The sequence below is a fragment of the Peribacillus muralis genome (assembly GCF_001645685.2).
Classification (GTDB): Bacteria; Bacillota; Bacilli; order Bacillales; family DSM-1321; genus Peribacillus; species Peribacillus muralis_A.
On record NZ_CP017080.1, the window covers coordinates 2,958,373 to 2,983,599 of the forward strand.

A 25,227-nucleotide genomic window follows, 5' to 3' on the forward strand; every position below is an offset into this window, starting at 1 on the left:
GACTTCCTTTACTATTTTCTTTGTCGTCCGAAGATCCGAATTGGTGTTCCTTCAAAACCAAAGGCATCCCTAATTCGATTCTCTAAAAATCTTTCATATGAGAAATGCAATAACTCAGGATCATTAACGAATACAACGAAAGTAGGCGGCTTGATCGCTACCTGGGTCGTATAATAAATTTTCAGGCGGTTCCCATTATGGGTCGGTGTCGGATTCATCGCCACGGCATCCATGACCACTTCATTCAATACATTTGTTTGAACACGAATGGCATGGTTTTCACTAGCCTGATCGATGACCGGGATTAATGTATGTGTCCGCTTTTTAGTTAAGGCAGATAGATAGATGATCGGCGCATAATCCAGGAATAGGAAATGGGCACGGATTTTTTCTTCAAGATCCTTCATCGTTTTCTCATCTTTCTCGATGGCATCCCATTTATTGACGACGATGATGACCGCCCTGCCCGCTTCATGGGCATAACCGGCGATTTTTTTATCTTGCTCACGAATGCCTTCCTCAGCGTTCAATACCACAAGAACGACGTCTGAGCGTTCAATCGCCCGTAACGCACGAAGTACGCTATATTTTTCCGTACTTTCATACACCTTTCCTTTTTTCCTCATTCCAGCGGTATCAATGATGACATACTCTTTACCGTTGTATTTATAAGGAGAATCGATTGCATCACGGGTCGTCCCCTCAATTTCACTGACGATAACACGGTCTTCCCCTAACAATGCATTGACCAATGATGATTTGCCTACATTCGGCCTTCCGATCAAACTGAATTTAATGACATCATCTGCATAATCCTGACCGCTGAATTTAGGGAAATGTTTCGCAGCCTCATCCAGTAAGTCTCCAAGTCCAAGTCCGTGTGACCCGGATATCGGGTATGGATCCCCAAAGCCTAACGCGTAGAAATCATAGATTTGATCCCTCATCTCTGGATTATCGACTTTATTGACCGCAAGGACAACAGGCTTTTTGGATTTATAGAGTATCTTGGCAACCTCTTCATCCGCAGCCGTCACCCCTTCACGGCCATTCGTCATAAAGATTATCACATCGGCCTCGTCGATCGCAATTTCGGCTTGCTGGCGAATTTGTTCAAGAAACGGCTCATCACCGATATCGATTCCGCCTGTATCAATGATGTTAAAGTCATGTGTCAACCATTCACCAGAACTATATATCCTGTCACGCGTCACACCTGGAACGTCTTCTACAATCGAAACCCGTTCTCCCACTATTCTATTAAAGATCGTCGATTTACCTACGTTCGGACGACCGACTATCGCAATTACCGGTTTTGGCATTGCTATTCACCCTTTCTGCTACTATATCTCTGTCAAAGTCACGAAATCCATGAATGCGTGCATTGCCATTGCTTTGCATTGTTGTTTTTCATTATTTCCTGTTCAAGGAAAAGACTGTATCCATCATCATATAAAGGAAACTTTCATCAGGACTACATGCACAACTGATGAACAGTTAAACGTATCAAGGATTCACAGGCAGTTTGTCCGCTTCTTTTAAAGTGAACCGACTGCATGCTAAAACGTGATTGTATACAGCCCAAAAAAATGAAGAAAGCTCTAAGGCATGTGCTTCCTTATAAATTAGTTTAGAGCACTTTACGATTTATCTACAGACCTCTAACTACCCTATAGTAACAAATTTCGCGCCAATCAACAATGATTGTATAAATAAAAGCCTCCCATTCCAATATACTCCATTTATTGGACCTCATTTGAACAAATCAGGGGAAGGAAATCCTTTTAACGCCCCACCTCTATTTTTCACTGATTAAAATTCTCTTTCCTGAGCTTTGTTGACAACTTCGATTGGGATGATAAATAAATATATTGTCCAACAAGCTCCAACATCCGCCATACAATATTCGCTCCAAGTACAAGCGCTGCATCATCATGCCAGGCGAATGCTAAAGCCACATATGGCAAAGAGTGATAAACGAGCAATACAGCATAGATGATATCGCCCATGATCAAACCAATCAAAAGGACAAACAATCGGTGTTTCCAATTTTTAAAAAGTAATAGGATAAGATAATTCAGAAAGAGGCATAGGAGATAGGAGGGTTTGATAATAAGCCATATCGGGTCAAGTAAAGAAAAAAGTTGAAAACTTGCATAAGCGAGCGTAACGATAAGGCAGCCGCTGATCAGCTCCATGATTTTGAAAATCGATTGCTTCCTGATATACACACATAGGATAAAAAAAAGGTATAAGCCGCTCATATGCATGGAAAGAAAGGAAATCTCCAATTTATATCCCGCTAATACCATGACGGCCAATAGATGAAACAAGAAATCGAAACGAAATGGAACCGTTTTCGGAATAAAAAACATGACAATGACCCAAACTATCCATGACATCCAATAAAACAATATTCCATCCATGCAGCTTCCCCCCTTTAGGAAACATTATGGCTCGTTTTTTAAAAGAATAAACGTTAACTCTGTAATTCATAGGCTTTACATAAGGCTCATTCCGATTCGATTCGGTCATTATCTTTATAAAGGAGGTGGCAAAATGGGCAAAGATCGGCAGGAAAAAAAGTTGAAAGAAAGTAAACGGGTAGAGTCTGATAGAGATCAATCCTTGAAGTATAAAGGGGCAACAAGCATGGAAGGCCCTGAAGAGGCACGAAAAAGGAATAGCTAAACCTGTTTAAACGGAAAAGAAGCATCCCAATGCTCAATTGAGATGCTTCTTTCCATGGCTATATCATCTAGCATAAGCGGAACAATCAAATCCCCTTTGTGTTAACCAATGGTAGGTTGCCCCTGAAATAACCATTTTTGATTTCCTTAATTCCTGGATATCACGACAGCCAAGGGCAGTCATGATAATTTTTAAATCTTCATGTATGTAGGTTATTTCTTTTATTAATTGTTCAAGGCCAAGCTCTTTATGCACCTTGAGAAAATGGCCGGCCAAACCTACACCTTTCGCTCCTAAGGCAAGGCTTTTTGTGATTTCCAGGGAATTACGGATGCCGCCGGATCCGATCACTGAAAGCTCAGGTGAAACTTTAACCGCTTCCACGATTGAAGCAGCCGTCGGAATTCCCCATTCATTAAAATATCCGAGTACTTTCGCTCGCCTTTCATTCTCGATTTTGGCAAAATTCGTGCCGCCAAAACCACCTACATCAATGATTGAAACTCCAACGGAAAGCAATTGCCTCACCGTTTCCTTACTCATTCCAAAGCCGACCTCTTTTACAATGACAGGAATTCCGATGCTGCTGTTGATTTTTTCTATTCTTGACAGGGTTCCTGCAAAATCCCTATCTCCTTCAGGCATCGTCAGCTCCTGTATCGTGTTGATATGAATCTGCAAGGCATTTGCCTCAATCATGTCACTTGCTCGCTTCGCTTGGTCTACAGTTGCTTCCCCGCCAAGATTGCCAATCAGCACGCCGTCAGGATTCTCCTGTCTGACCACTTTGAAAGAAGCCTGCTGGGCAGGTTCCTTGATTGCAGCCATTTGTGAACCGACCGCCATGGCGATCCCCGTTTCCCTTGCTGCTATCGCAAGGTCACCATTTAATTTTTCCGTTTCGGCGCCCCCGCCTCCGGTCATGGCATTTATGAAAATTGGCGAACTTAACTCAAGTTCGCCAATTTCTGCTGTGAGGGTCACGTTATTCAAGGAAATTTCTGGTAAGCTTTGGTGGATAAACGAAATATCTTCTAGTCCGGAGTTATGCTGCTGACCTGTTTTTAGCGCAAATTCTATATGATCTAATTTTCGTTTTTCTCTCTCCAAGGCCATCACCATTATTATCTTATTTTAGTTTTTTTAATTGATCCCCAATCATATCACCTAGCTGAAAGCCCTTTGATTCTTCGGGAAGTTCATAATTTGATGTGTTGTAATTAGAGGATTGAGGTTCTTCAAGTTCTTTTATGCTCAATGATAGACGCTGTTCCGTTTCATTGACATCCAGGACCTTCACCTCGACTGACTGACCTTCCTTCAGTACTTCTTGTGGTGTGGCAATATGCTTATGCGAGATTTGTGAAATGTGGACAAGTCCTTCCACACCCGGGAAAATCTCGACGAATGCACCGAATGAAACAAGGCGCTTCACGCTTCCCTCTAGTGTAGAACCTTTTGCTGCCTTTTCGGCAATGCCCGCCCACGGTCCTGGAAGAGTATCCTTGATGGAAAGTGATATCCTCTCATTATCACGATCGATGGAAAGCACCTTCACGTGGACGTTGTCTCCTTCGGAAACGACATCGGATGCTTTGTCGACATGCTGGTGGGATAGCTGGGAAATGTGGACAAGTCCATCCACGCCTCCAATATCGACGAATGCCCCAAAATCGGTGATCCTTTGGACAACACCCTCAAGCACCTGCCCACTTTCAAGGTTATCGAGTACATTCGCCTTTTGTTTTTCCTTTTGATCTTGGACTACTGCACGATGTGAGAGAATTAAGCGATTCTTGTCTTTCTCAAGCTCGACGATCTTGAATGTTAAAGTTTTGTTTTTGTAATCAGAAAAATCTTCAACGAAATAGTCTTCTACTAGAGAAGCCGGAACGAAACCACGTACGCCTAGATCTACAACAAGTCCGCCTTTGACGACATCTTTCACTTCAGCCTCAAATACGTCACCGTTTTCAAATTTCAATTCAAGGTCATCCCAAGCCTTTAGCGCATCGATTTTACGTTTTGATAGAATAAGAGCTTCTTCTTCCACTTTAATGACTTCAAGCTCCAATACGTCCCCTTCGGAAACGGCATCTGATGCCTTTTCGACATGAAGGCTGGACAGCTCACTGATAGGAATGATTCCATCGGATTTACTGTTTTCAACATCGACGATGACCTGCTTTTCTTCTACCTTTGAAACGGTTGCTTTCACTTGATCCCCAACTTTGTAATTGTTCACTTCTACCTGGTTCATATCTTCTGTCATTACTAACTCCTCCTTAACCCATGACTGATCAGCAATATTCCTCTCCATCGGCCACATATTTTATTTAAGTGGTTCAATAAAAACACTTACCTAATAAAGATAAAAACAGTTTTTTTAGAATAATCCCTATTTTATAAATTCTAACAAATTCAGAAAATTGTCAAGTATGAAGGACTATTTATGCTCGGAAATCAATTTCCTTATATGGTCCATGATGATTTTTGTCGCTTCATCTGCTGAAATCTTCTGATCCCGATATTCGCTGAAATGAATCGGAGGACCGTACACCACCTTCAATGGCCGTAAAAACTTATAGGGGCCGATGATGGCACAAGGTATGATCACGGCATCGGATCGCAATGCGAAAAATCCAGCACCCGCCAAACCATCTCCCAATTCACCTGTCTTGCTTCTGGTTCCCTCAGGAAACAGCCCAATGACCTTACCTTCCTTCAGAAGCTTTAAACCCTTTCTTAGCGATTCCCGATCACTGTTGCCCCGCTTAACGGGAAAAGCGTTAACCCTTGGTAATATACCCTTTAAAACGGGTGCTTGAAACAACTCTTCTTTCGCCATGAAATGTATATCCCGAGGTGATGTCATGCCAACTACGGGCGGGTCCAAATTATCAATGTGATTGGCACAAATCAAAACTCCCCCCTCTTTAGGTACATGTTCCCTTCCTAGCGTTTTAACCCTATAAGCAGGCGTTAAAACGCCTTTAACAACGTTTTTGGCAAATGTGTAAAAATCCAAATTCATCTTTTCCTCTCTTCTATTAAAGACATGATGCTTTCTGCCACTTCATGAATCGATAAGGAAGTCGTGTCGATTTCGATGGCATCCTTTGCCTTTTTCAGGGGTGATACCTCCCGTTCGGAATCCAACTTGTCCCTTGTTGCAATCTCTTCCCTTAACTTTTCAATGTCGGAAGGAAAACCCTTCGAAAAGTTTTCCTGATGCCTCCGTTGTGCCCTTTCATCAACAGATGCAATCAGGAAAACCTTCACTTCAGCGTTTGGCAGCACATGTGTGCCGATATCCCTTCCATCCATGACCACGCCGCCATTTTCACCAAAGATTTGTTGCCTGCGCACCATTTCTTCACGGATACTCCTATGCTTCGCCACTTCCGATACGGATCCAGTCACTTCATTGTTCCTGATTTGAGCCGTGACATCCTCATTATCCAGGAACACCAACTGGCCATTTTCACTTGGCCTTAATTCGATTTCCGTATCGAGGAGCACTCCGAAAAGAGCTTGCTCATCATTCAGGCGAATCTTTTGGTTAAGAGCCTTAAAGGTAAGGGCCCTGTACATTGCGCCTGTATCCACATATATGTAATTGAATTTTTCTGCGACAATTTTAGCAACCGTGCTTTTGCCAGCAGCAGCTGGCCCATCGATTGCAACTGATATTTTTTTTTCCATAAATCCTCCCAAGAATCTTACAATCATGCTGATTATTTATTTCCCTTTCATTTTATCACAACTGGCAGGAAAATCATTAATAAAAGGAAGAGTACAATCAAAATCCCCCTTCGATTTAACCAACCCTCAATAGTTTTCCATTATTGAAAATCCTCATACAAAAAAAAGCGGTTCACCGCTTCATTTTGAAATCCCATTGAACGTTTCAATGATTTTCGTATAATTATTGCTCGTAACACCTTCATACCTCGAAAGCTTGGTAAAATCAAAGATTTGATCCTCCCTGCTTAAAAGGAACTGGAATAAGAACAAGCAGACCAGTTGGATGATAATCACTTTAATTAAAATTCTTTCAAACGTTTTCATGCTCCGCCCCTTCCATACTGAATATATTAGCAGTATGGATGGAATCACCGTTTTTCATTCAATTCTGTCAAACATACAACCCTTTTTTCTTTAAATCGACCTGCTTTTCGAAAATGAATCTCATTAAAGTTTGTACATCATTTTTTGTCGGCTCAAGAAATTGAACATGTAAAAGCATATTGCCATGATCCTTCTCCGTCACCCGAATGACTTTGCTTTTCAAGCGTAAATAATGTATTTCCCCCGATTTCAGAGTAAGCGCCATCCATAGGTATAACTGCGATGCCGATTGTATCGTAGCCCCTTTTAAAAGCCTCAAGGATGCTCCGCCAGCACTGATATCCTCCGTTAATGCACGAAAGGGGGAAAACTCGGAATGTTCCGGATGAAGCGCAGCATCAAGGGTTACATCCAGCCGCACGTACTGCCTTCGCTGTATTTTCACAAACGTGTCCATATGCGGGAGCGACAGCTGAATCATCGGTATTCTCCCTTTCACTTTTCCGAGGACTTCAGAATCAAACACATAAACTGCCTGTTCCTCATTGGAAAACGTGACGTTCAGCTCAGTCCCATCCATCAGGAAGGCGATTTTTCCCGTTTCTGCATGAATGGGAAAATCTATATAAACAGAACCGGGCTCCAATTCCACTACCATACATTTGAATTTTTCCTTATGGATGGAGTATTTCTGTTCGAGCATTAATATATCACCAATTTTTAACAATGCGATCCACTTCCTTTATGAGAGCAAGTAATGAAGTTTCAACACCAAATTACCCACCAATCTTCCCATTTAATCCTGAAATCATTTATATTATTATGTCATGAAATGAGGAAAAGGGAAAGTGACTAGGCACATTTCCCCATTGTAAAATAATCTGTTAAATTAAATTTTCGTATACCGGCTCGGAATTCTTTAATTTTTCCACCTTTTCTTCTTGACCAGTATCGGCATTAATGAAAATACGATATGTATCTTCCTTAATCGTACCAAGAAATTCATAACATAGGACTTCCTTGCCGATATCATTGATGATTAGCGCTTTTCCAGCTTCCATGATCGTTACATTTTGATTGATTTTATCCCTGGCTTCTTTCTCGGATATCTTTGGAGTTTCGATTTCCCTCGTTTTATGTGATTTTAAATACTCATCCGCCGAGAATCCTATAACGGCTCCGTCATCCAATGCAATCTTGACTTTGACTGAATCCGGATAAATCTTGACTCCATTCACGGATGACACGAAATTCAATAAAGCGATGTTATCGTACTGTGCACTTTCAAAAAGCTCAAGTGAACTGAAGTCATGTTCTTTTAGAAATTCCGCCGCTTTTGTATAGGCTTGATTCAAATCAATATTTGTTTTATTCACATCCCTATTATTTATATACCAAATAGGGTAACCGCCTTTTTTGGTCAAATCCATATTCAATTCGCTATTGGAATCTTTATTCAGGATGCTGACGCTATAGAAACCATAATCAGAACCTTTTCCGTTTTCCTCCACCTTCACTTCTACATTTCCACTTTTGGAGTGTGCATAGCTTTTTGCCGTCTCGATCGCTTCTTTTTTAGTGATCGTTTTACCTTGCAAATTCTTGAAGTTTTCATCCCTCTGCTGGGAGGAGGTGAAGGTCGGATTCATTTCATCTGCCTCTCCATACCCCGAAACTTTTTTCTCCACCGTCTCCAAACCATCAATGATCGTATTATCCGAATTTTCTTTTCCGTTCGCTAGGGCCATCTCAACATCCATCCATCTTAAATGGTTTTTAAGGACTAAATATTGCACCTTCCTCAATTCGCCCTGGATGTCTCCAGCCTGTGCATATAAGGATTGTAAAGTCGAATATTCCTGATCATTCAATGGTTCTTTTTCAAGGTCACGTACAGCTGTTTTATAACTGAAATCCGCAATTTTCGATAAAAATTCTTCCGTCTTATTAAAAGGAAGCAAGGTCAGTGGCAACTGCCCGACATCGCTTTGGGCTTCGGAAGTGATCCGCCAAACGTCTGTCAGGGCCGGACTTAATGAATAGCGTGAATTCATCGCCAATGTACTGCCGACCTTGTCGTGCAATATATCCACTTGATAACTTAAATCGTGAAAGGCGCGCTGATATGTGTTTTCCGCATTGATTAATACGGCGTTTTTTTCCTTATGTTCTTGATAGCCCCAGAATGCAGTTCCTGCAACACCTACAACTAGCAGGGCAATGACTATATTCCTGATCATGTACCTTCACCTCTTTACTTACAAAAGATATGTTTTCCGATTTTTTTGATTTGCGGTCTGGTCCAAATCCATTTGCTTGTTGCCGTTTCGGGATTAAAGTAATATTCGGCATTGCCGCTTGGATCCCAACCATTGATGGCATCCACGACAGCTTCTTTTGCCCGTTCGTTCGGAGTCAGCCATATTTGTCCATCCGCAACAGCAGTGAAGGCACCAGGTTCAAAAATCACCCCCGAAATGGAGTTAGGGAAAGCGGCACTTTCCACTCTGTTCAAAATGACCGCGGCAACTGCCACCTGTCCTGTATAAGGCTCGCCACGGGATTCTCCATAAACGGCATTGGCCATCAACTGAATATCGTTTTGAGAATAACCTCCCGGAAGATTGGCTGAAGTTCCTGGCTTCGCTGGCTCCTTCCCTGCATTGGCATTCCCTCCACCCTGCTTGGATCCATTTGCATTTCCTTTCACCTTTACCTGCTTGTCTATATCGACTCCGCCGTAATAGGTGAACTCGTTCCCTTTATTAATTTGTTCGTGGACGAACTGCCTATTGAAATTGGATGCCTTCGTCAACTTCTGTTTTGTCGTGGTCCCTGCCAGTCCATCGATCGGCAGCCCGAAATCTTGCTGAAAGTTTCGAAGTGCCCAATAAGTGCCCCAACCATAGACCCCATCAATCTTTCCATGATAGTAACCGATGTTCTGCAAGCGTGCCTGAAGTTCAATTACATCATCTCCAACCGCACCTTTTTGAATGATTTGGCTCGAAAAGGCATTTGTTCTTGTTTCCGGGTAAATTCCGAAACATATTGTTATACACGAAAACAGCAAAAGCCATTTCCATTTTGACGAAATTCCTTTCATCAAAAACACTCCTCTTTTTCTTGAATTAATGTAAACATATTTTCTTCTTAACTGACTTTTTTATTCCATTCCATAAAAAAAACGGAGTGGGCAAAATATGCCAGCACTCCGTTTAGATCGTATTCGTCATTTGCTGATGAATTGTTTTCGAGACAGCTTTTCTGCATGAAAATCAGATAATATACGGGCTTTTTTCACTTTTTTCATCCCTAACCACCAAAGGTATATCATGAAGGGCATGATGAAATATATCCAAAACTTTTGGGACACTAAAATATAATCATAAACGCCATGTAATGATATGGGGATGATTAGTGCCAATAATAAATAAAATCTATTATTTGAGGATGAAAACTTTGCCCTGCCCAAATAGTACCCCATTATCACACCAAACAAAGCATGACTGGATACAGGAAGAACGGCTCTGATAAAAGCATGTTCCACTCCATTTGCCAGCAAATACAAAATATTCTCCATCGTGGCGAAACCAAGCGATACGGCCGCACCGTATACGATCCCGTCATATGGCTCATCGAAGGCTACATGCTGATAAATGACATAAATGAGGATGAACCACTTGAAGAATTCCTCAAGCAATGCTGCCCATAGAAAGGCGTTTGCTAAGTCGGTATTCAAAATTTGCTCCGTTTCAAGCACATACTGTATGAACATAATCGGCAAAACGAGGAAGACGCCGAATAAAAATGTTTTGACCACAACCGATATCGGTTCGGTTTCATATTGATCTTTCAGATAGAAATAGCTGAGAAGCGCCAAGCCTGGCGCAATAGCCGCAGACATCATGACCAGCATTAGCTGACCCTCTTTTCCTCTTCTTTTCCTTAATCCTACCACGTAATGCAAAAAAACTGAATCCAAGAATCCAGTCTTCCAGCATTTATTTTTAACGCGTCAGTACTTAAAGAAGGTTTCATCTACTTCGTTTTCACTTGCCAGCACGACAGCCAACTTTATTCTGGCTTTCTTGCTATCATAATCGGCACCTAAAATCACGCCCCGCTGTTTCAAATCAAAAGCACTGCCTTCATAATCATAGGCTGGATAAACCTTACCTTCTTCGGCACTTGTAGTCATGACGATCGTTATGTCTTGATCGATCGCATCTTGAATCGACTGAACCATTTCCGGAGTAACTTGTCCCCTTCCCACACCTTCAAGCACGATTCCCTTCGCACCAATCTTGACCGCAGACTCAATAAAGATGCCATCAGCACCCGTATGGCACTTGATGATATCCACTCTCGGAATATGATTGTGAGTCTCATAATACTCCCTATGTAACGGTTTTTGGTAAATGCTGACGACATCGTTATCGATTATGCCTAAATACCCATAACCAAAAGATTCGAACCCTTGCAAATTGGAAGCATGCACTTTTTTCACATATTTTGCCGAATAAATCCGTTCATTAAAAACGACAACCACACCTACATCCTTTAGGAGGTCACTTGCAGCACATAAGATCGAATTCCTTAAATTGGAATATACATCCGTTCCAACTTCTTTTGGAGAACGCTGTGATCCCGTTACAACGATGGGACGTCGATCTTTATTCGTGATATCAAGGAAATAGGCCGTCTCCTCCAATGTATCGGTCCCATGGGTCACGACGATCCCGGTCACTTCCGGATCCTCCAGTTCCTTTTGGATGGCAAGATTAAGTTGTTCCATTCTCCCGAAAGACATGGACATGCTTGAAATCTGGAAAAGGTCGACCACTTTAAGTTCAATATCGTTTGGTAATTCACAAGTTGAAGCCAGTTCCTGCCCGCTTAGCGCACCAGAAGCCAACATTCCGTTTGTCGTTTCTTTACTGGCAATCGTTCCGCCTGTCGTTATTAATGATATTTTCTCCATGCTCATGTATGCTCCTTTTCATTCGTATTTGGCTTTTTCAACAATTAAATGATTAGCAATCAAACCACCATGGAATCTGCCGTTTTCAATGAAGATTTCGTTCGCATTATTCCCAGCTGCCAGAACTCCGGCAATATAGATACCTTTAACATTAGTCTCCATCGTTTCCTCGTTATAAGCAGGCCTTCCCGTTCCCTTATCAATATTTATGCCCATAGAAGCTAAAAAGGAATGGTCAGGATGATAACCAGTCATGGCAAACACAAAATCATTTTTCACAGCCTTTTCCTCTTCGCCTACATGGTATATGACGCTATCTTCCGTAATCTTGTCCACATTCGCATTAAATTCCATCTTGATTGTTCCATTGCGGACCAATGCTTCGAATTCGGGAAGGATCCATGGCTTAATACTTGGGGAATACTCGGTTCCCCTATAAAGGACGGTCACCCTTGCACCGGATTTGACCAATTCCAGCGCCGCATCCACACTTGAATTTTTACCGCCGATCACCGCCACATCACAACTAAAGTAAGGGTGGCCTTCTTTGAAATAATGAAACACCTTCGGGAGCTGCTCGCCGGGAATGCACATATAATTCGGATGATCGTAGTATCCTGTTGCGACAATCACTTGCAGGGCCGTATAGTCACCTTTCGAAGTCTGGACCGTAAATTTCCCATCTTCCCGTTTCCCGACCCTTTCCACTTTTTCGAATGTATTTACACGTAAATCTTTCCTTCTGACAACCTCCCGATAATAGGCCATCGCCTGACTGCGGACCGGTTTCCGGTTTTCAATGATAAAAGCGGTGTCTCCGATTTCCAATTTCTCGCTTGAACTAAAAAAGGTTTGATGTGTAGGGTAACGATAAATCGAATCCACCACATTGCCCTTTTCAATGATCAGGGACTGTATTCCCGCGTCTTTAAGCGCGATTGCAGCAGCCAGTCCACAAGGGCCCCCACCTATGATAATGACTTCTTCAACTTTCATCTTAACTCCACTGCCTTTCCATCCACTGTTTAATTCGTTCATTTAAAAATAAAAACTCCTATCAATACATGATAGGAGTTTTTGCGAATCATTTCAATGATAAACCAATGAATATGATTTTACCTATGAAGCGAACTCAATCGCAATCTTTTAAATCCAACCGCGGAAGCGTGAAGCTTCAGCCATTTTCCTTACGCCGATCATATAAGCGGCAAGACGCATATCAACACGTCTCGATTGTGCAAGTTCATAAATGTTATTGAAAGATTTCACAAGGATTTTTTCCAGTTTTTCGTCCACTTCTTCTTCAGACCAGTAGTACCCTTGATTGTTTTGCACCCATTCGAAGTAAGAAACCGTCACTCCGCCTGCAGATGCCAGGACATCAGGAACAAGCAGAATGCCTCGGTCCGTCAGGATTTGTGTCGCTTCTATAGTCGTTGGTCCATTAGCTGCTTCGACAACGATTGAAGCTTTAATATCCGCAGCATTTTCTTCTGTAATTTGATTTTCGATTGCAGCAGGTACTAAAATATCACATTCCAGCTCAAGCAGCTCTTTATTTGAAATTGTCGTTTTAAACAATTTGGTTACGGTTCCGAAACTATCTCTCCGATCAAGAAGATAATCGATATCAAGACCTTCAGGGTCATGAAGGGCACCATATGCATCCGAAATCCCTATTACCTTAGCACCGGCATCATGCATGAACTTAGCGAGGAAACTTCCTGCGTTACCAAAACCTTGAATGACCACCCTAGCCCCTTTAATATCGATGCCGCGCTTCTTGGCAGCTTCATTGATGCAAATCGTTACACCCTTAGCCGTTGCAGATTCACGTCCATGTGAACCACCAAGGACAAGCGGTTTACCTGTAATGAAACCTGGTGAGTTGAATTCGTCCATACGGCTGTATTCATCCATCATCCAAGCCATGATTTGTGAATTCGTAAAAACATCCGGTGCCGGGATATCTTTAGTCGGCCCGACAATTTGGCTGATTGCGCGAACGTAGCCCCGGCTCAGTCTTTCCAACTCACGGAAGGACATATTACGAGGATCACAAACGATACCGCCCTTTCCTCCGCCATATGGCAGATCCACGATACCACATTTTAAGCTCATCCAAATGGATAATGCCTTCACTTCACGTTCCGTTACATTGGGATGGAAACGGATACCGCCCTTTGTTGGCCCTACAGCGTCGTTATGCTGTGCCCTGTAACCCGTGAAAATCTTTACCGATCCATCATCCATGCGGATTGGCATTTTCACTGTTAATAAACGCAATGGCTCCTTCAACAACTCATAAACTTCCTCCGGGTAACCTAGCTTGTCCAAGGCTTTATGTATGACAGTTTGAGTGGACCTCAGTACGTCATGTTTTTCTTCTTCATTTACATGGCTATTGTCTTTTGCCGATTCCATTAAAAGTACCTCCTAGAAAATCTCATCCATATATTAAAATATAATTAACAAATAGTCCTCTTCATGTGCTAGTATACACCTTCGTTATATTTATGCAAGAGTAAAAATGGGAAATGTAAAGTTGGAAATATTCAAAAAATGAAACCGTTATCATCCCTATGATCCCCCATTCCATTCTTCATCCAGGAAGGTGAGGCAAATAAGGCAAACCACATAGTTTTTTCGACGATGCGCCTGCCTTGTCTCCATCTTTTTGGTTCTAGCTAAAGTGTGCAACCAAGATTTGTATCGCCTCATTTTCAATTATGCAAGTTCCATATTCATTGATACGGCACATAGTGAGCGTTGAAGCACGGCCATACTCGGCAGCTAAGGAAATGACCATGTCATAGGTGGTATCTTTGACATTTTCGATAAGTAAATAATACCTTCCCTCATAATGATACAGGTTACTTTTCAGCATGCCTTGTATAGATAATCTATGAGATAATTGGACAATATCCTCAAACTCATCAAAAACGTACAAAATATGGGGGAAATCATCGATTTTCACCTGTAAGTCCAAGAATTCGTCTTCATCAGCCAATAATTCTTCTTCATCCTTAGTAACGATGATGATCAGTCCTTGGGCGGGCAGGGAAAATATTTCGATTGCAATGGAACCACTCATTTTAAAGCTGAGTTCTTCGCACGCTTCTTCGACCATATCCTGAAATAGCTTGTGGACCTTTAAAGAATTCCCTAAAATATCTTCTTTGGTTATGCCTCTATCAATTAAATCATCAAGGGTCAAAAAAATCTTGATTTTATTATTCGTTAATCGTTCCAGCTTCATAAAAAAATGCCCCCTGGTTACCATCTTCATACATCATATGAAGCCTTGGTCGCAGGGTGCATATCCATTATTCCACTCAGTATCGACAGCTAAACCTTCAGCCATTCCTCCCAATCCGATTGCGTTTCCCCAATCATGATGCCGCATAAGTCTTCACGCTCTTCTTCGGATATAAAACTGAGCGCCGCTCCCCCAAGCCCTACCTTCAAATCCGGGAAGTCTTTTTTTAATGCTTCAATAAGCTCTAGTGTCGCTTCAAGGTTCGCTTGCATTGAACATGACATGAATAGGTATCGAGGCTTTATGATGTTCAATACGATTAAAAGGTCGTTATCGGCAATGGATTCCCCCAAATAAATGGTTTCATATCCCTTCCGTTTTAAAAAAATGGTAAAAATCAGTAAACCGAATTCATGCTTCTCACCCGGGGCGCAAACAGCAAGGGCTTTTGGAAGAAAACCGCTGGTCGGTATCGTATGCATGACGGAGCTGATCCTTGCTTTTAATATATTGGACGCAAAATGTTCATGAGCAGAAGTGATTTCTCCATTTTCCCACTTATCGCCTATTTGCACCAATATGGAACCAAGGACACCCACTATCGTATGTTCGATTGTATACATGCTGAAGGCTTGGCTAATCAGCATTTGCGCTTTGTTTTCATCGAAATTCAACAAAGCTTCGATCAGGTCATCCGATAGCTTGATCGTTTGCTCATCCTTGCGGTTTTCAGTCGATCCACTTTCTTCAGACCCGGTGCTTTCAAGAAGGGACACGGCTTGGCTTATCGTGAACCCTTGTTCGGTTTTATTGATGAGCCACTTTAAGGTTTGCAGGTGTTTTTCTGTATAAAGCCTGTGACCTGACTCATTTCTGACGGGTTCGATGAATTTATAGCGCCTTTCCCATGCTCGTAGAGTTCCCGGCTGTATGTTTAGCAGGTTTGAAACTGCCTTTATATTATATTTACCTTCTTGCATGGTTTTACAAGGCCTCCAATAGCTGAACTTTCATTTATTGAAATTATAGTGGATTCTTTTTCGACTGTAAAATTCCAATATGCTGACTGGACAATCCCGCTTAATAGACCTTCTCCACCGCTTCGCCAATTTCCGTCCGTTTCCCTCTTTTCAAGGTGAAAAGATGTGTCTCCGGCCTAGCTTCAAGCCTCAAAGGCACAGCGCTTGTCCCGTAGCCATTGCTTGTCATGTACAAACAGTCCCCCTCTTTTTTTATGCCGCCAATCTGATAAGGTCCGTAGCCGAATATCCGAATTTGCCCGCCATGGGTGTGACCTGACAGGACAAGACTGATTCGGTGTTCCGAAGTTAGCTGTTTTTTGACCGAGGGGTTATGGCTCACCAGAATCCTAAAGGGCTCATTTCCGCAATCTGAAAGGGCTAGGTCAAGGCGATCACGTTCTTCCGTAATATCATCAATGCCCAATAGAGCAATTTCCCTGCCTTTTTGCGATTCGAATGACACCGCTGTATTATCAAGGATTTTCACTCCATGCTTTAAAAGTGTTGCATCGAGTTCATGAAAATCTCCTTCATAATCATTATTTCCCCATACAAAATAAAGAGGACCAAGTTCTTTCAATTTCAAAAGGTTGTTTTCCACACGTTCAATGGGCACCCCGCTCTCTCTTATATCTCCGCCGATGATCACCAAATCGACTTTGCCGCGGGCGCCTTCAATCAAATGATCCGAAAGGATTCGTCGATGAAGATCAGAAATGAAAAAAATCCGCATGTCGCCAAATCCTTCAGGAAAATCATTGAAATATAAATCTTGAATAATCAGCCGATCTTGCTTTGCCGTTCGCCACATGTAAAATACCATGACAAATACCAGCACAATAATGATAAAAAATACTCCAGATACCCATAACATCTGCATTAAACCTTCTTTCCATCCTAAGCCTAAGAGTTATCTTCATGTAACCATAAAATCATGATACCCGCAATCATCTATCATTTAACACATCATCATTTGTTTTCATGGTATAAATTGATATCAAAATTTTTCTTCATCATTTCAAAAACCTTATGGCGGCTTTTCCACTCTTCCTCTTTTTCCCACAGCTGCTTACTTTTATTGATGATTTCACAGCGAAGCAGTTGAAATTCCTTTTCCGCTTTATCGAGCTTCTTCTTAATCATCACCATATATCCATAAAGCCCGATAGCTGAAGCCAAGAACAGGAAATGGCTGAAATGGTCGACGAAAACACTGAACATCGTGAAAAAAGAATATGAATAAGGAACTACAATATTAAGATAAAGGTAAATTAAAAAAAAACCAGCAACAATCATGGTCGCCCATAAGCTTTTCATGTGCTTTTTTTTAAGAGCCTCGAACTTCTTTTTGCGGTCCACTACATTCTGCAGCATTTGTTTTGTTGCTTGGTCCGTCTTTTCATCCAATAAAATGATTGTCGATTCCATTCTTTTTCCTCCTTCACTCTCTCTAAAATAGAATATGAAGTTGTCCAGGAAAAAATGATAAAGTGCCTACCCATCTTGTTTTTGCCGTATATGAAAAATTGGAATTAAAAATAACACCCTGGCTATAAGACAGGGTGTCATCATTATTTCTTAATCGGAATCTTCAATACCTGCCCCTTGGAAATTTCATTGCCATTCAATCCATTCCACTGCCTGATCAGCGCAATGCCTTCCTGCGATTTATAATAGTTCATTGAAATCCGGAAAAGGGTTTCCTGTGGTTGAACCGTATGTAAGACAACCTTATACTCATCCTTATCAGGCTTTGCGGCTTGAACGTCTTGGGTCGCCTTCTGCTTTTCTTCCGCTTCCTTCTTGGCTCTTTCATCAGCAAGTTGCTGAGCCCGAGCCTTTTCTTTTGCTTCTTGCTCCGCTTTGGCCTTTTCTTTCGCTTCCTGCTCAGCTTGGGCTTTCTCTTCAGCCTTTTTCTTAGCTTGTTCCTGCTCCTTAGCCTTCTGCTTTTCCTCTTCTGCCTCCGCTTTAGCCTTAGCTTCTTCTTTCTCTTTCTTCGCATCCGCCTTCGACGAATCTTTTTCATCATTATCCTTTAAGTCACTTGCAGTTGCTGTAGTCGGAATCGCTTCTTTAGCGTCCTCACTGTTATCAATGACGATTGGATTGGGTTTTTGATCATGTTCCGGTAATTTCTGAAGATATGAATAAAGGCTGTAAAAACCAATCGGAAGCAAAATGAAAAACAACGCTAATGCCTTAATAATCGGAAACTTAAACTTCACCTTACTTTTTTTCTTTTTATTTTGATGGATTTTACTGCGCTTAGGCAAAGACTTAGCCTTATGACGATCAACTCGCGAACGAAGTTCACCCGCCTGATCGTTTTCCTTCTCACTCTTTTGCACTCGATTCATTCAAGTCACCTCCCTTCTTGCTCAACCTCAACGTTTTTTGTTTTTTTCCCTAATTAAAACCCCAAGAATAAAGTCAATGACAAAATGGGCCATTATCGTCACGATGATATTATCGGTCCATTCGAACAGAAAACCGATAAAAAAGCTCAAAACCAATACGTTTAAAAATAAGAACCAATTAAACAAGTAACGATAATGAACGGCTGCAAAAATGATGCTCGTCCAAAGCAAACCAAAATGAGTTTGCAGCACTCCGCGGAATAATAATTCTTCACTTATCGCAACAACTGATGCAACGACAAAAATCATCGAATATGGCAAATTGCCGAAAATGCGTTCGTTAATTCCACCATCATCCTGATAGGAAGGCGGTGTCACTTTCATCAATATAATATCCAATACAACAACCAGGACTCCAGCGGGTACCCCGATCAATAAAATGCTCAGGTCATCGAACATAAATAATTCGAAAAATGCAGAACGGTCTTCAAATAAAATAATACCCAAGAACAATGCTAACATTAAGAGAATAATTTGTGTAAGAAACAAATTATGGAGCAATTGTTTATCTGTCAGTTGCTTAATTAATTCAGCCTGCTTATTTTTCATGCCCATTTTCCTTCTTCAATAAGATGAAAGCCAGTTCCTCTTTCCATGTGGAAAAGGAATTAACGTGTTCAAGCTTGACATCAGGCCATAGCTCTTCCATTTTTTTAGCGTCCATCCCGCAGTTATCACAGCATTGCGGGTTCACTGCTTGCTGCTCTTCATCAAAATAGGCCAGTACTCCCGTGCGGCGGCATTCCTTTGCACGGATCCAATTCAGGAATTTTTGCAGCTTTTCTTGATTCGCAAACTTTCGTTTACGGCAATATTCCTTCATCTCCGCCACTTGGTGTAACGGATTTGCAGTGGCTACAATGAGTTGAATGAAAAAACGAAGCTGGACTTCGTTCAAGGAATACGATTGGGACAGATGTTCTTTTTCCGTAAGGGTGCAAGTCGCTAGAGTCATGCCTGTAGCTCCCAAGTACGAACAAACCCCTTCAATTTGATTATCTGTAGGCAATTGTTGCTCCATCAAATGCAGGGGAAGCCCTTCATCGCCATCATTATATAGTAAAATGGCCACGCTTTGCTTCTGATCCCTTCCCGCTCTGCCTATTTCCTGAAGATATGCTTCCATTGTCGAAGGCATATGAAAATGAATCACATATCTGACATCCGCTTTATTTACCCCCATACCGAAGGCACTTGTCGCACAGATCACTTTCAGCTGACCGGAAATGAATTGCTGCTGAATCAGCATCCTTTGTTCCTGTTCCATCCCACCGTGATAATAATTGACACTATCCACTCCATTTTCCTGTAAAAAACCAGTGACTGCCTCAGCCACTCGTTTAGATGAAAAATAAATGATTCCACTGCCGGTAAATTCCTTGACAAGTTCCAATAAGCGATATTGCTTCTCTTCATAGCTGTGGATACGTTCTATTAATATCGTAATATTTTCACGGTCAACGGACGAAACGATTTCCTTCGCTTGTCCGATGTTGAGTTTACTTACGATGTCCTGCCTGACTTCATTCGTTGCGGTCGCAGTCAGAGCTAGCGTCAGCGGATCGTTCAGCTCCCGCCTCACTTCACCTAAGTTCAAATAATCGGGACGGAAATCATAGCCCCATTGCGAGATGCAATGGGCTTCATCTATGACGAACAAACCTATATCGATTGATTTCAAGGATTGGATCACACCTTCAAGGCTAAGCATTTCAGGTGATAAAAAGATAAACCGGTACCTATGTAGCCGATCGAATGCCATTCTTTTTTGATTCATCGTCAAAAAGGAATTGAGCGTCAAAACACTTTTTTCCCCATTCATTTTCAACTGATCTGCCTGATCCTGCATTAATGATAATAATGGGGAAACAATGAGGACGGTCTTATTCAAAAGATAAGCAGGCAGCTGATAGCATAGCGATTTACCGGATCCGGTGGGCAGCATCGCCAATGTATGGTGGCCGGACATCAAGGATTCAATCACTTCTTTTTGTCCCGGTCGGAATTCGTCAAAGCCGAATTTCATTTTAAGGAAATGTTTGATATTCATCATTGGTCACCCATTTTCGCCAGTACAAGCCTGATTTGGAAAAAGCTTATTTGTTTATTATCGACCATTTGCATGATTGCCTTTAGCTTTTTGGTGCCAAGTTCCGCAATTGCTGCGGCAATATCACGTTCATCCTCGCCCGACACATAATCGTGTATTGGAAAGCTTTTATCCGAAAGTACAATTTCGACAAGATGATCTTCAATCGTATTTTGCTTCAAGCGGCGGATTTCGGCGATTTCCCCCATGCTTCTCCCTTCCAGCAAGTATTGCAGGGTCCTTTGTGTCGATTGGGTCAAATGAGGGTTTCCTCCCCTTTTCCAATCATATGTCAACGACGCCAAAAGGGGATGATCGGCTCCATCACCCAATTCGGCAAGCAATTGATGCAACGAGTCAAAAAACATGAACCGCACATATTCTTCTTCTGCCTCTTTGCTTTTGGCAATCTGTTCAAAAGTTAGCCCAATCCTGTTAACGCCCGTTAATTTCAAGATGAATATATCCCTTTTCAAGTCACTTTGCCCCTCTAGTAGCGATACCAGTTCTTCATAGAGATGCCTCGCAATCAAGTCTCGATCCTGACGATGTGTATGCAGGAATTCCTTAACGAAGGATTGGATCTTAAGGTTTCGCTGTATCGGATAAAAACGTCTTTCATTGTGGACAATATGGGATATAGTTTGAATGAGTAAGTTTAACCTTCCCCAGAATACCGGGGTTATATTTTGGTACTTCCAACCATTAAGATAGGTTGGAAACGGATTATTCAGCAAATATCCGGCTAATATCCCCTCACCATGTCCGCTAATTTCATATGCATCGGTTTTATCCGTTGGATTAATGAAGCCATCTTTAAGGAATTGTTCAATGTTTTGATTTAATTGCTGACGGGTAAATACAGGCATTGTCCCAAAAATATTCGTTAATCCGAACAAATGGGCATCCTGAATCGTTTGTGACGACTTCTTCCCCTGCAGCATATGGTATATAGCATAAACGGAACGCTCGCCTTGAAATTTTTTTATCGCATATAGAATGATTGCCTGTAGATAATTATTCATGGGACACACATCCTTATTTCATGGATCCATTAACTCCATTGTAACAAAAAACTGCAAAAACCGCCGTTTTTATTACTTAAATTAAGGAAGAATTTGTGACTTCATGACGAAACAAGGCAAGAATAAAATTAAATATATGAATGTTTTCCATTGACATTCCGCTCTATGATAGTAATTCTCAATACACTTTCTATTGAAAAGTTTGGCATTGGGTCTTACAATAAGAAAGAGATAATAATCTGGACAAAAAGATTATCAGTTGTTAAGTAACTTAGGAGGGGTTATATTCATGGCTAAATTTACGATTGTGGATAAAGAAACATGCATCGCATGCGGAGCTTGTGGAGCAGCAGCACCGGATATATATGATTATGATGACGAAGGGATCGCTTTTGTCACCCTTGACGATAACGAGGGTATCGTGGAAATTCCGGATGTACTGATAGATGACATGATGGACGCGTTCGAAGGGTGTCCAACAGATTCGATTAAAGTTTCCGAAGAGGCATTTGACGGGGACGCACTGAAATACGAATAAAGTCACAAGCCATTTTCAAATGAGAATGGCTTTTTTTTAGGCATACTATTCCGCTTCTTCCCTTTCATGTAGGCGGACAAAAAAACCGGATAGCGCTATCCGGTTTTTTTTGTTCATATTTTCTATGTCATCAAGCATTTTTATATAATATTTGTTTATTGATCCATGTCTGCAGTTTAATGAACAATACCATGAATACAGAGGTGATCAGTAGGCCCTTTATCACGTTGAAAGGTAGAATGGCAGTCGTGACAAGTGTTCTTGATTCTGGTCCCGACATGGCTTCCGCCCCTAAAAAGAAGGTGTATGCCGGTAGAAAAACGAAATAATTCAGGACACTCATGAAAACCGCCATGGTTACTGTGCCTGCAAGCAAAGCGAAGGTCATCCCTTTTTTTGAATTGATTTTTTTGAACACATAGTAGGTTGGCAACACGAACAGGATGCCCGCTATGAAGTTAGCGATGTGTCCAATTGGTACAACTGTCAGTGTACCTGTCATGACTAAATCCAAAAGGTTTTTAATGAACTCAACCAAAATTCCAGCGACAGGTCCAAAAATCAAGGCAGCCATCAATGCTGGAATATCACTAAAGTCAACATTAAGAAATGGAGGGAATCCGGGAAACGGAAAATTCAAAAGCATCAATAAATACGAGATGCTTCCCATCATGGCCAGTGTCACCGTTTTTTTCACTTTGTTCTTTTTCATAGTTCTCTCTCCTTCTTTTCCGATCTACCTGAAAAAGAGGTTTGGGTTCCATCAGCAAGTTGATGTTCAATAAAAAACCCTTTAATTCCGATTGAATTAAAGGGATAAATTAAAGGTTACATCAAACAAACGTTCAGCAAATGATTGTTGAAACGCAATCAGGAACCTCCATCTTCTCCCATCCAGACTATACTGTCGGCTTTGGAATCACACCAAATCCTGCCCCTTAAGGCTCGCGGGCTTAGAAGAACATTTCTTCATCACCGCCGGTGGGGAATTGCGCCCCGCCCCGAAGATAGACCTATAAAATTTTTTATTTAACAAACCCATTATATCCGATAATCTTACTTTTGAATAGCATTTTCTTTTAATTAATTGTTATAGTATGGAAAACGGCCAACATAAGTGACGATTATTCACTTGGGCGTCCCACTCTCCCTGGACCGCTTCCGGAAAGCTTATCTCCTGCAGTGGAACGAAACGGCCGATGTCCAAATCTCAAAATAGTGGGCTATGTGCTTTTTAGCTGCTGAACCTAAAGGGGATGCACTCAGATGAAAGCTATAGACAACCCCATTTTCATCGAATTTGTCATAGACTGAGAATTATTGAAAATTTTTTTCTGCCGTAGCTCACTACGGTAAAACCACTAATACGTTATGCTTGAGCTGCGCACATAAGGCCACCCCCTCCAATTAAACGTATAAACGACAAAGCACCAAATTGACATCATCCCTCATTCGATTGTAAAATTAACTGAAATTTAAGATAATTCATTCATAAGGAAGGTGTATAATCGTGTATCGGATTTTAGTAGCAGATGCCATCAAACCAGAGGGACTCGAACCTCTATCAGGCGCATCCAATATTCTTCTCATTCAAAAGACGGTAGAGGAAGCAGCAAACGAACTTGAGCAGATTGATGCTATCCTTGTTAGAAGCGCAACGAAGGTCACCGAAGAATTAATGAAAGGGATGCCTCAATTGAAAATCATTGCCCGCGCAGGTGTTGGCGTTGATAATATAGACATCCCGGCTGCAACGAAACGCGGAATCGTCGTCGTCAATGCACCTGATGGCAATACCATTTCAACAGCTGAGCATACTTTTGCCATGATGGCTTCACTAATGCGCCACATTCCGCAGGCAAACGCCTCACTAAAAAATGGAGAATGGAAACGTTCTTCGTACACAGGTACGGAACTTCGGGGCAAGACATTGGGCATTGTTGGATTTGGGCGTATTGGAGGGGAAATCGCCAAGCGAGCTAAAGTGTTTGGGATGGATGTCATTGTATATGATCCATTCCTGTCAGCCGATCGTGCTAAAAAGATGTCGGTCCTATCATTACCCTTGGATGAATTGCTTCCTAAAGCAGACATCATTACTGTACATACGCCTCTGACCGCTGAAACGAGAGGGTTAATCAATAAAGAAAAATTGTACACTTGTAAAAAAGGCGTTTATATACTGAACTGTGCCCGGGGTGGAATTCTGGACGAAGATGATTTATATGAGATGATCGTTAAAGGTCAAGTAGCAGGCGCTGCCTTGGACGTTTTCGTCGAAGAACCTCCGTTTGGACATAAACTCCTCGAACTTGATAATGTCATTGCCACACCACATTTGGGAGCCTCCACGAAAGAAGCCCAATTGAATGTGGCCGTACAGGTTGCCCAGGAAGTCCTGACCTTTTTTGAGGGAAATCCAGTCTCAAGTTCCATCAACCTTCCAGCCATCTCTAAAGAAGTGTTCGAAAGGGTCCAGCCCTTTTATCAGCTCGTTCAGCAAATGGGATCGATTGCCTCACAATGCATGAAAGAAGGTATTCAAGAAATCTCGGTAACATACGCAGGCGAATCACTAGACTTCGATACTGCAATTCTGACAAAAAGTTTAATTTCAGGTTTCTTCAAATCAAGAGTTGACGCATCCGTCAATGAGGTGAATGCCTTGCTGGTCGCAAAAGAGCGCGGCATCACTGTCGGGGAAAAAATCTCCACTGACTCACTAGGGTACGCGAACTTGATCAGTGTAAAGGTGAAAGGAGATAATCGGGAACTAACGATCAGTGGGACTTATATCGAAAATTACGGTTCACGGATTGTAAATTTGAATGGCTTCAAAATCGACTTTCATCCGGAAGCACATTTACTTTATATTCAGCATACCGATAAACCTGGGGTAATCGGAAACGTAGGGAAAATCCTTGGAGATCACAAGGTGAACATCGCCACGATGCAGGTAGGCCGAAAAGAAGCTGGAGGAGAAGCCATCATGGTATTGAGCTTTGATGCGCCGCTCGAGGACGCTCTGAAACAAGTCCTGATGGAAACAAAAGAAATCACCTTCATGTCCCGCATTTCATTATAAACAAATAAAAGTGCCCGAATCCCGGGCACTTTTGCTTGTTCCTCCC

At 41.8% G+C, this 25,227-nt stretch carries 26 protein-coding genes and 1 riboswitch; of the genes, 3 read left to right on the forward strand and 23 right to left on the reverse strand.

Annotated features, from left to right (window positions below; all coding sequences use genetic code 11):
- Window positions 1–11: 11 nt before the first annotated feature.
- Window positions 12–1,322, reverse strand: coding sequence for a ribosome biogenesis GTPase Der (gene der, locus ABE28_RS14335; RefSeq protein WP_064463073.1), 1,311 nt, complete (start codon window positions 1,320–1,322; stop codon window positions 12–14).
- Window positions 1,323–1,805: 483 nt separating this feature from the next.
- Complete coding sequence (locus ABE28_RS14340) at window positions 1,806–2,426, reverse strand: YphA family membrane protein (protein ID WP_064463075.1); 621 nt, start codon at window positions 2,424–2,426, stop codon at window positions 1,806–1,808.
- A 133-nt stretch (window positions 2,427–2,559) separates the two neighbouring features.
- Here ABE28_RS14340 and ABE28_RS14345 point away from each other — a divergent pair, with 133 nt between their 5' ends.
- Window positions 2,560–2,691, forward strand: a complete 132-nt coding sequence (locus tag ABE28_RS14345) for a YpzI family protein (RefSeq protein WP_064505146.1) — start codon at window positions 2,560–2,562, stop codon at window positions 2,689–2,691.
- 63 nt (window positions 2,692–2,754) lie between these two features.
- Here ABE28_RS14345 and fni read toward each other — a convergent pair whose 3' ends face one another.
- The 20 genes from fni to ABE28_RS14445 form a co-directional block, all read right to left on the reverse strand.
- A complete protein-coding gene (fni, locus tag ABE28_RS14350) occupies window positions 2,755–3,801 on the reverse strand; it encodes a type 2 isopentenyl-diphosphate Delta-isomerase (protein WP_064463668.1) in 1,047 nt (348 codons plus the stop codon).
- Window positions 3,802–3,820: 19 nt separating this feature from the next.
- Window positions 3,821–4,963 carry a 30S ribosomal protein S1 gene (gene rpsA / locus ABE28_RS14355; protein ID WP_064463077.1) on the reverse strand — a complete coding sequence of 381 codons (1,143 nt, stop codon included), beginning with the start codon at window positions 4,961–4,963 and terminating at the stop codon, window positions 3,821–3,823.
- Between the two features lie 174 nt (window positions 4,964–5,137).
- Window positions 5,138–5,719 (reverse strand): lysophospholipid acyltransferase family protein, encoded by a 582-nt coding sequence (locus ABE28_RS14360; RefSeq protein ID WP_064463670.1) that lies wholly within the window; start codon window positions 5,717–5,719, stop codon window positions 5,138–5,140.
- A 2-nt stretch (window positions 5,720–5,721) separates the two neighbouring features.
- Window positions 5,722–6,396 (reverse strand): (d)CMP kinase, encoded by a 675-nt coding sequence (cmk, locus tag ABE28_RS14365; protein WP_064463079.1) that lies wholly within the window; start codon window positions 6,394–6,396, stop codon window positions 5,722–5,724.
- A 180-nt stretch (window positions 6,397–6,576) separates the two neighbouring features.
- Entirely contained in the window at window positions 6,577–6,762 is a 186-nt protein-coding gene (locus tag ABE28_RS14370; protein ID WP_064463081.1) for a YpfB family protein, read from the reverse strand.
- A gap of 67 nt (window positions 6,763–6,829) precedes the next feature.
- Window positions 6,830–7,489: a flagellar brake protein gene (locus ABE28_RS14375; protein ID WP_064463083.1), complete on the reverse strand. Its 660-nt coding sequence runs from the start codon at window positions 7,487–7,489 to the stop codon at window positions 6,830–6,832.
- A 157-nt stretch (window positions 7,490–7,646) separates the two neighbouring features.
- Window positions 7,647–9,002 (reverse strand): germination protein YpeB, encoded by a 1,356-nt coding sequence (ypeB, locus tag ABE28_RS14380; protein ID WP_064463085.1) that lies wholly within the window; start codon window positions 9,000–9,002, stop codon window positions 7,647–7,649.
- A gap of 14 nt (window positions 9,003–9,016) precedes the next feature.
- Window positions 9,017–9,868, reverse strand: coding sequence for a spore cortex-lytic enzyme (gene sleB / locus ABE28_RS14385; protein ID WP_064463087.1), 852 nt, complete (start codon window positions 9,866–9,868; stop codon window positions 9,017–9,019).
- A gap of 126 nt (window positions 9,869–9,994) precedes the next feature.
- Complete coding sequence (gene prsW / locus ABE28_RS14390) at window positions 9,995–10,681, reverse strand: glutamic-type intramembrane protease PrsW (protein WP_064463089.1); 687 nt, start codon at window positions 10,679–10,681, stop codon at window positions 9,995–9,997.
- 99 nt (window positions 10,682–10,780) lie between these two features.
- Window positions 10,781–11,746, reverse strand: a complete 966-nt coding sequence (locus tag ABE28_RS14395) for an asparaginase (protein WP_064463091.1) — start codon at window positions 11,744–11,746, stop codon at window positions 10,781–10,783.
- A gap of 18 nt (window positions 11,747–11,764) precedes the next feature.
- A complete protein-coding gene (locus ABE28_RS14400; protein ID WP_064463672.1) occupies window positions 11,765–12,742 on the reverse strand; it encodes a YpdA family putative bacillithiol disulfide reductase in 978 nt (325 codons plus the stop codon).
- Window positions 12,743–12,892: 150 nt separating this feature from the next.
- On the reverse strand, window positions 12,893–14,170 hold the full coding sequence (locus tag ABE28_RS14405) for a Glu/Leu/Phe/Val family dehydrogenase (protein ID WP_064463093.1): 1,278 nt from the start codon (window positions 14,168–14,170) through the stop codon (window positions 12,893–12,895).
- 259 nt (window positions 14,171–14,429) lie between these two features.
- Window positions 14,430–15,005, reverse strand: a complete 576-nt coding sequence (locus ABE28_RS14410) for a genetic competence negative regulator (RefSeq protein ID WP_064463095.1) — start codon at window positions 15,003–15,005, stop codon at window positions 14,430–14,432.
- Window positions 15,006–15,094: 89 nt separating this feature from the next.
- Window positions 15,095–15,985 carry a MerR family transcriptional regulator gene (locus ABE28_RS14415; RefSeq protein ID WP_064463097.1) on the reverse strand — a complete coding sequence of 297 codons (891 nt, stop codon included), beginning with the start codon at window positions 15,983–15,985 and terminating at the stop codon, window positions 15,095–15,097.
- Window positions 15,986–16,085: 100 nt separating this feature from the next.
- Entirely contained in the window at window positions 16,086–16,901 is an 816-nt protein-coding gene (locus ABE28_RS14420) for a metallophosphoesterase (protein WP_064463099.1), read from the reverse strand.
- Between the two features lie 95 nt (window positions 16,902–16,996).
- The gene (locus ABE28_RS14425) at window positions 16,997–17,455 is read right to left on the reverse strand and encodes a YpbF family protein (protein ID WP_064463101.1); all 459 of its coding nucleotides are present in this window, start codon (window positions 17,453–17,455) and stop codon (window positions 16,997–16,999) included.
- Window positions 17,456–17,598: 143 nt separating this feature from the next.
- Window positions 17,599–18,384 (reverse strand): LysM peptidoglycan-binding domain-containing protein, encoded by a 786-nt coding sequence (locus ABE28_RS14430; RefSeq protein ID WP_064463103.1) that lies wholly within the window; start codon window positions 18,382–18,384, stop codon window positions 17,599–17,601.
- A gap of 27 nt (window positions 18,385–18,411) precedes the next feature.
- A complete protein-coding gene (locus tag ABE28_RS14435) occupies window positions 18,412–18,993 on the reverse strand; it encodes a CPBP family intramembrane glutamic endopeptidase (protein WP_064463105.1) in 582 nt (193 codons plus the stop codon).
- A complete protein-coding gene (locus ABE28_RS14440) occupies window positions 18,983–20,497 on the reverse strand; it encodes a RecQ family ATP-dependent DNA helicase (RefSeq protein WP_257390600.1) in 1,515 nt (504 codons plus the stop codon). The genes ABE28_RS14435 and ABE28_RS14440 overlap by 11 nt, the downstream gene beginning before the upstream one ends.
- Window positions 20,494–21,558, reverse strand: coding sequence for a YpbB family protein (locus ABE28_RS14445; RefSeq protein WP_064463109.1), 1,065 nt, complete (start codon window positions 21,556–21,558; stop codon window positions 20,494–20,496). The genes ABE28_RS14440 and ABE28_RS14445 overlap by 4 nt, the downstream gene beginning before the upstream one ends.
- A gap of 289 nt (window positions 21,559–21,847) precedes the next feature.
- Between ABE28_RS14445 and ABE28_RS14450 the strand changes: the two genes are divergently transcribed.
- Window positions 21,848–22,096: a ferredoxin gene (locus ABE28_RS14450; protein ID WP_064463111.1), complete on the forward strand. Its 249-nt coding sequence runs from the start codon at window positions 21,848–21,850 to the stop codon at window positions 22,094–22,096.
- A gap of 130 nt (window positions 22,097–22,226) precedes the next feature.
- Here ABE28_RS14450 and ABE28_RS14455 read toward each other — a convergent pair whose 3' ends face one another.
- Window positions 22,227–22,808 carry an ECF transporter S component gene (locus tag ABE28_RS14455; RefSeq protein ID WP_064463113.1) on the reverse strand — a complete coding sequence of 194 codons (582 nt, stop codon included), beginning with the start codon at window positions 22,806–22,808 and terminating at the stop codon, window positions 22,227–22,229.
- Between the two features lie 166 nt (window positions 22,809–22,974).
- A riboswitch (FMN riboswitch) is annotated at window positions 22,975–23,109 on the reverse strand.
- A 497-nt stretch (window positions 23,110–23,606) separates the two neighbouring features.
- Between ABE28_RS14455 and serA the strand changes: the two genes are divergently transcribed.
- On the forward strand, window positions 23,607–25,181 hold the full coding sequence (gene serA / locus ABE28_RS14460) for a phosphoglycerate dehydrogenase (protein WP_064463115.1): 1,575 nt from the start codon (window positions 23,607–23,609) through the stop codon (window positions 25,179–25,181).
- Window positions 25,182–25,227 lie beyond the last annotated feature (46 nt).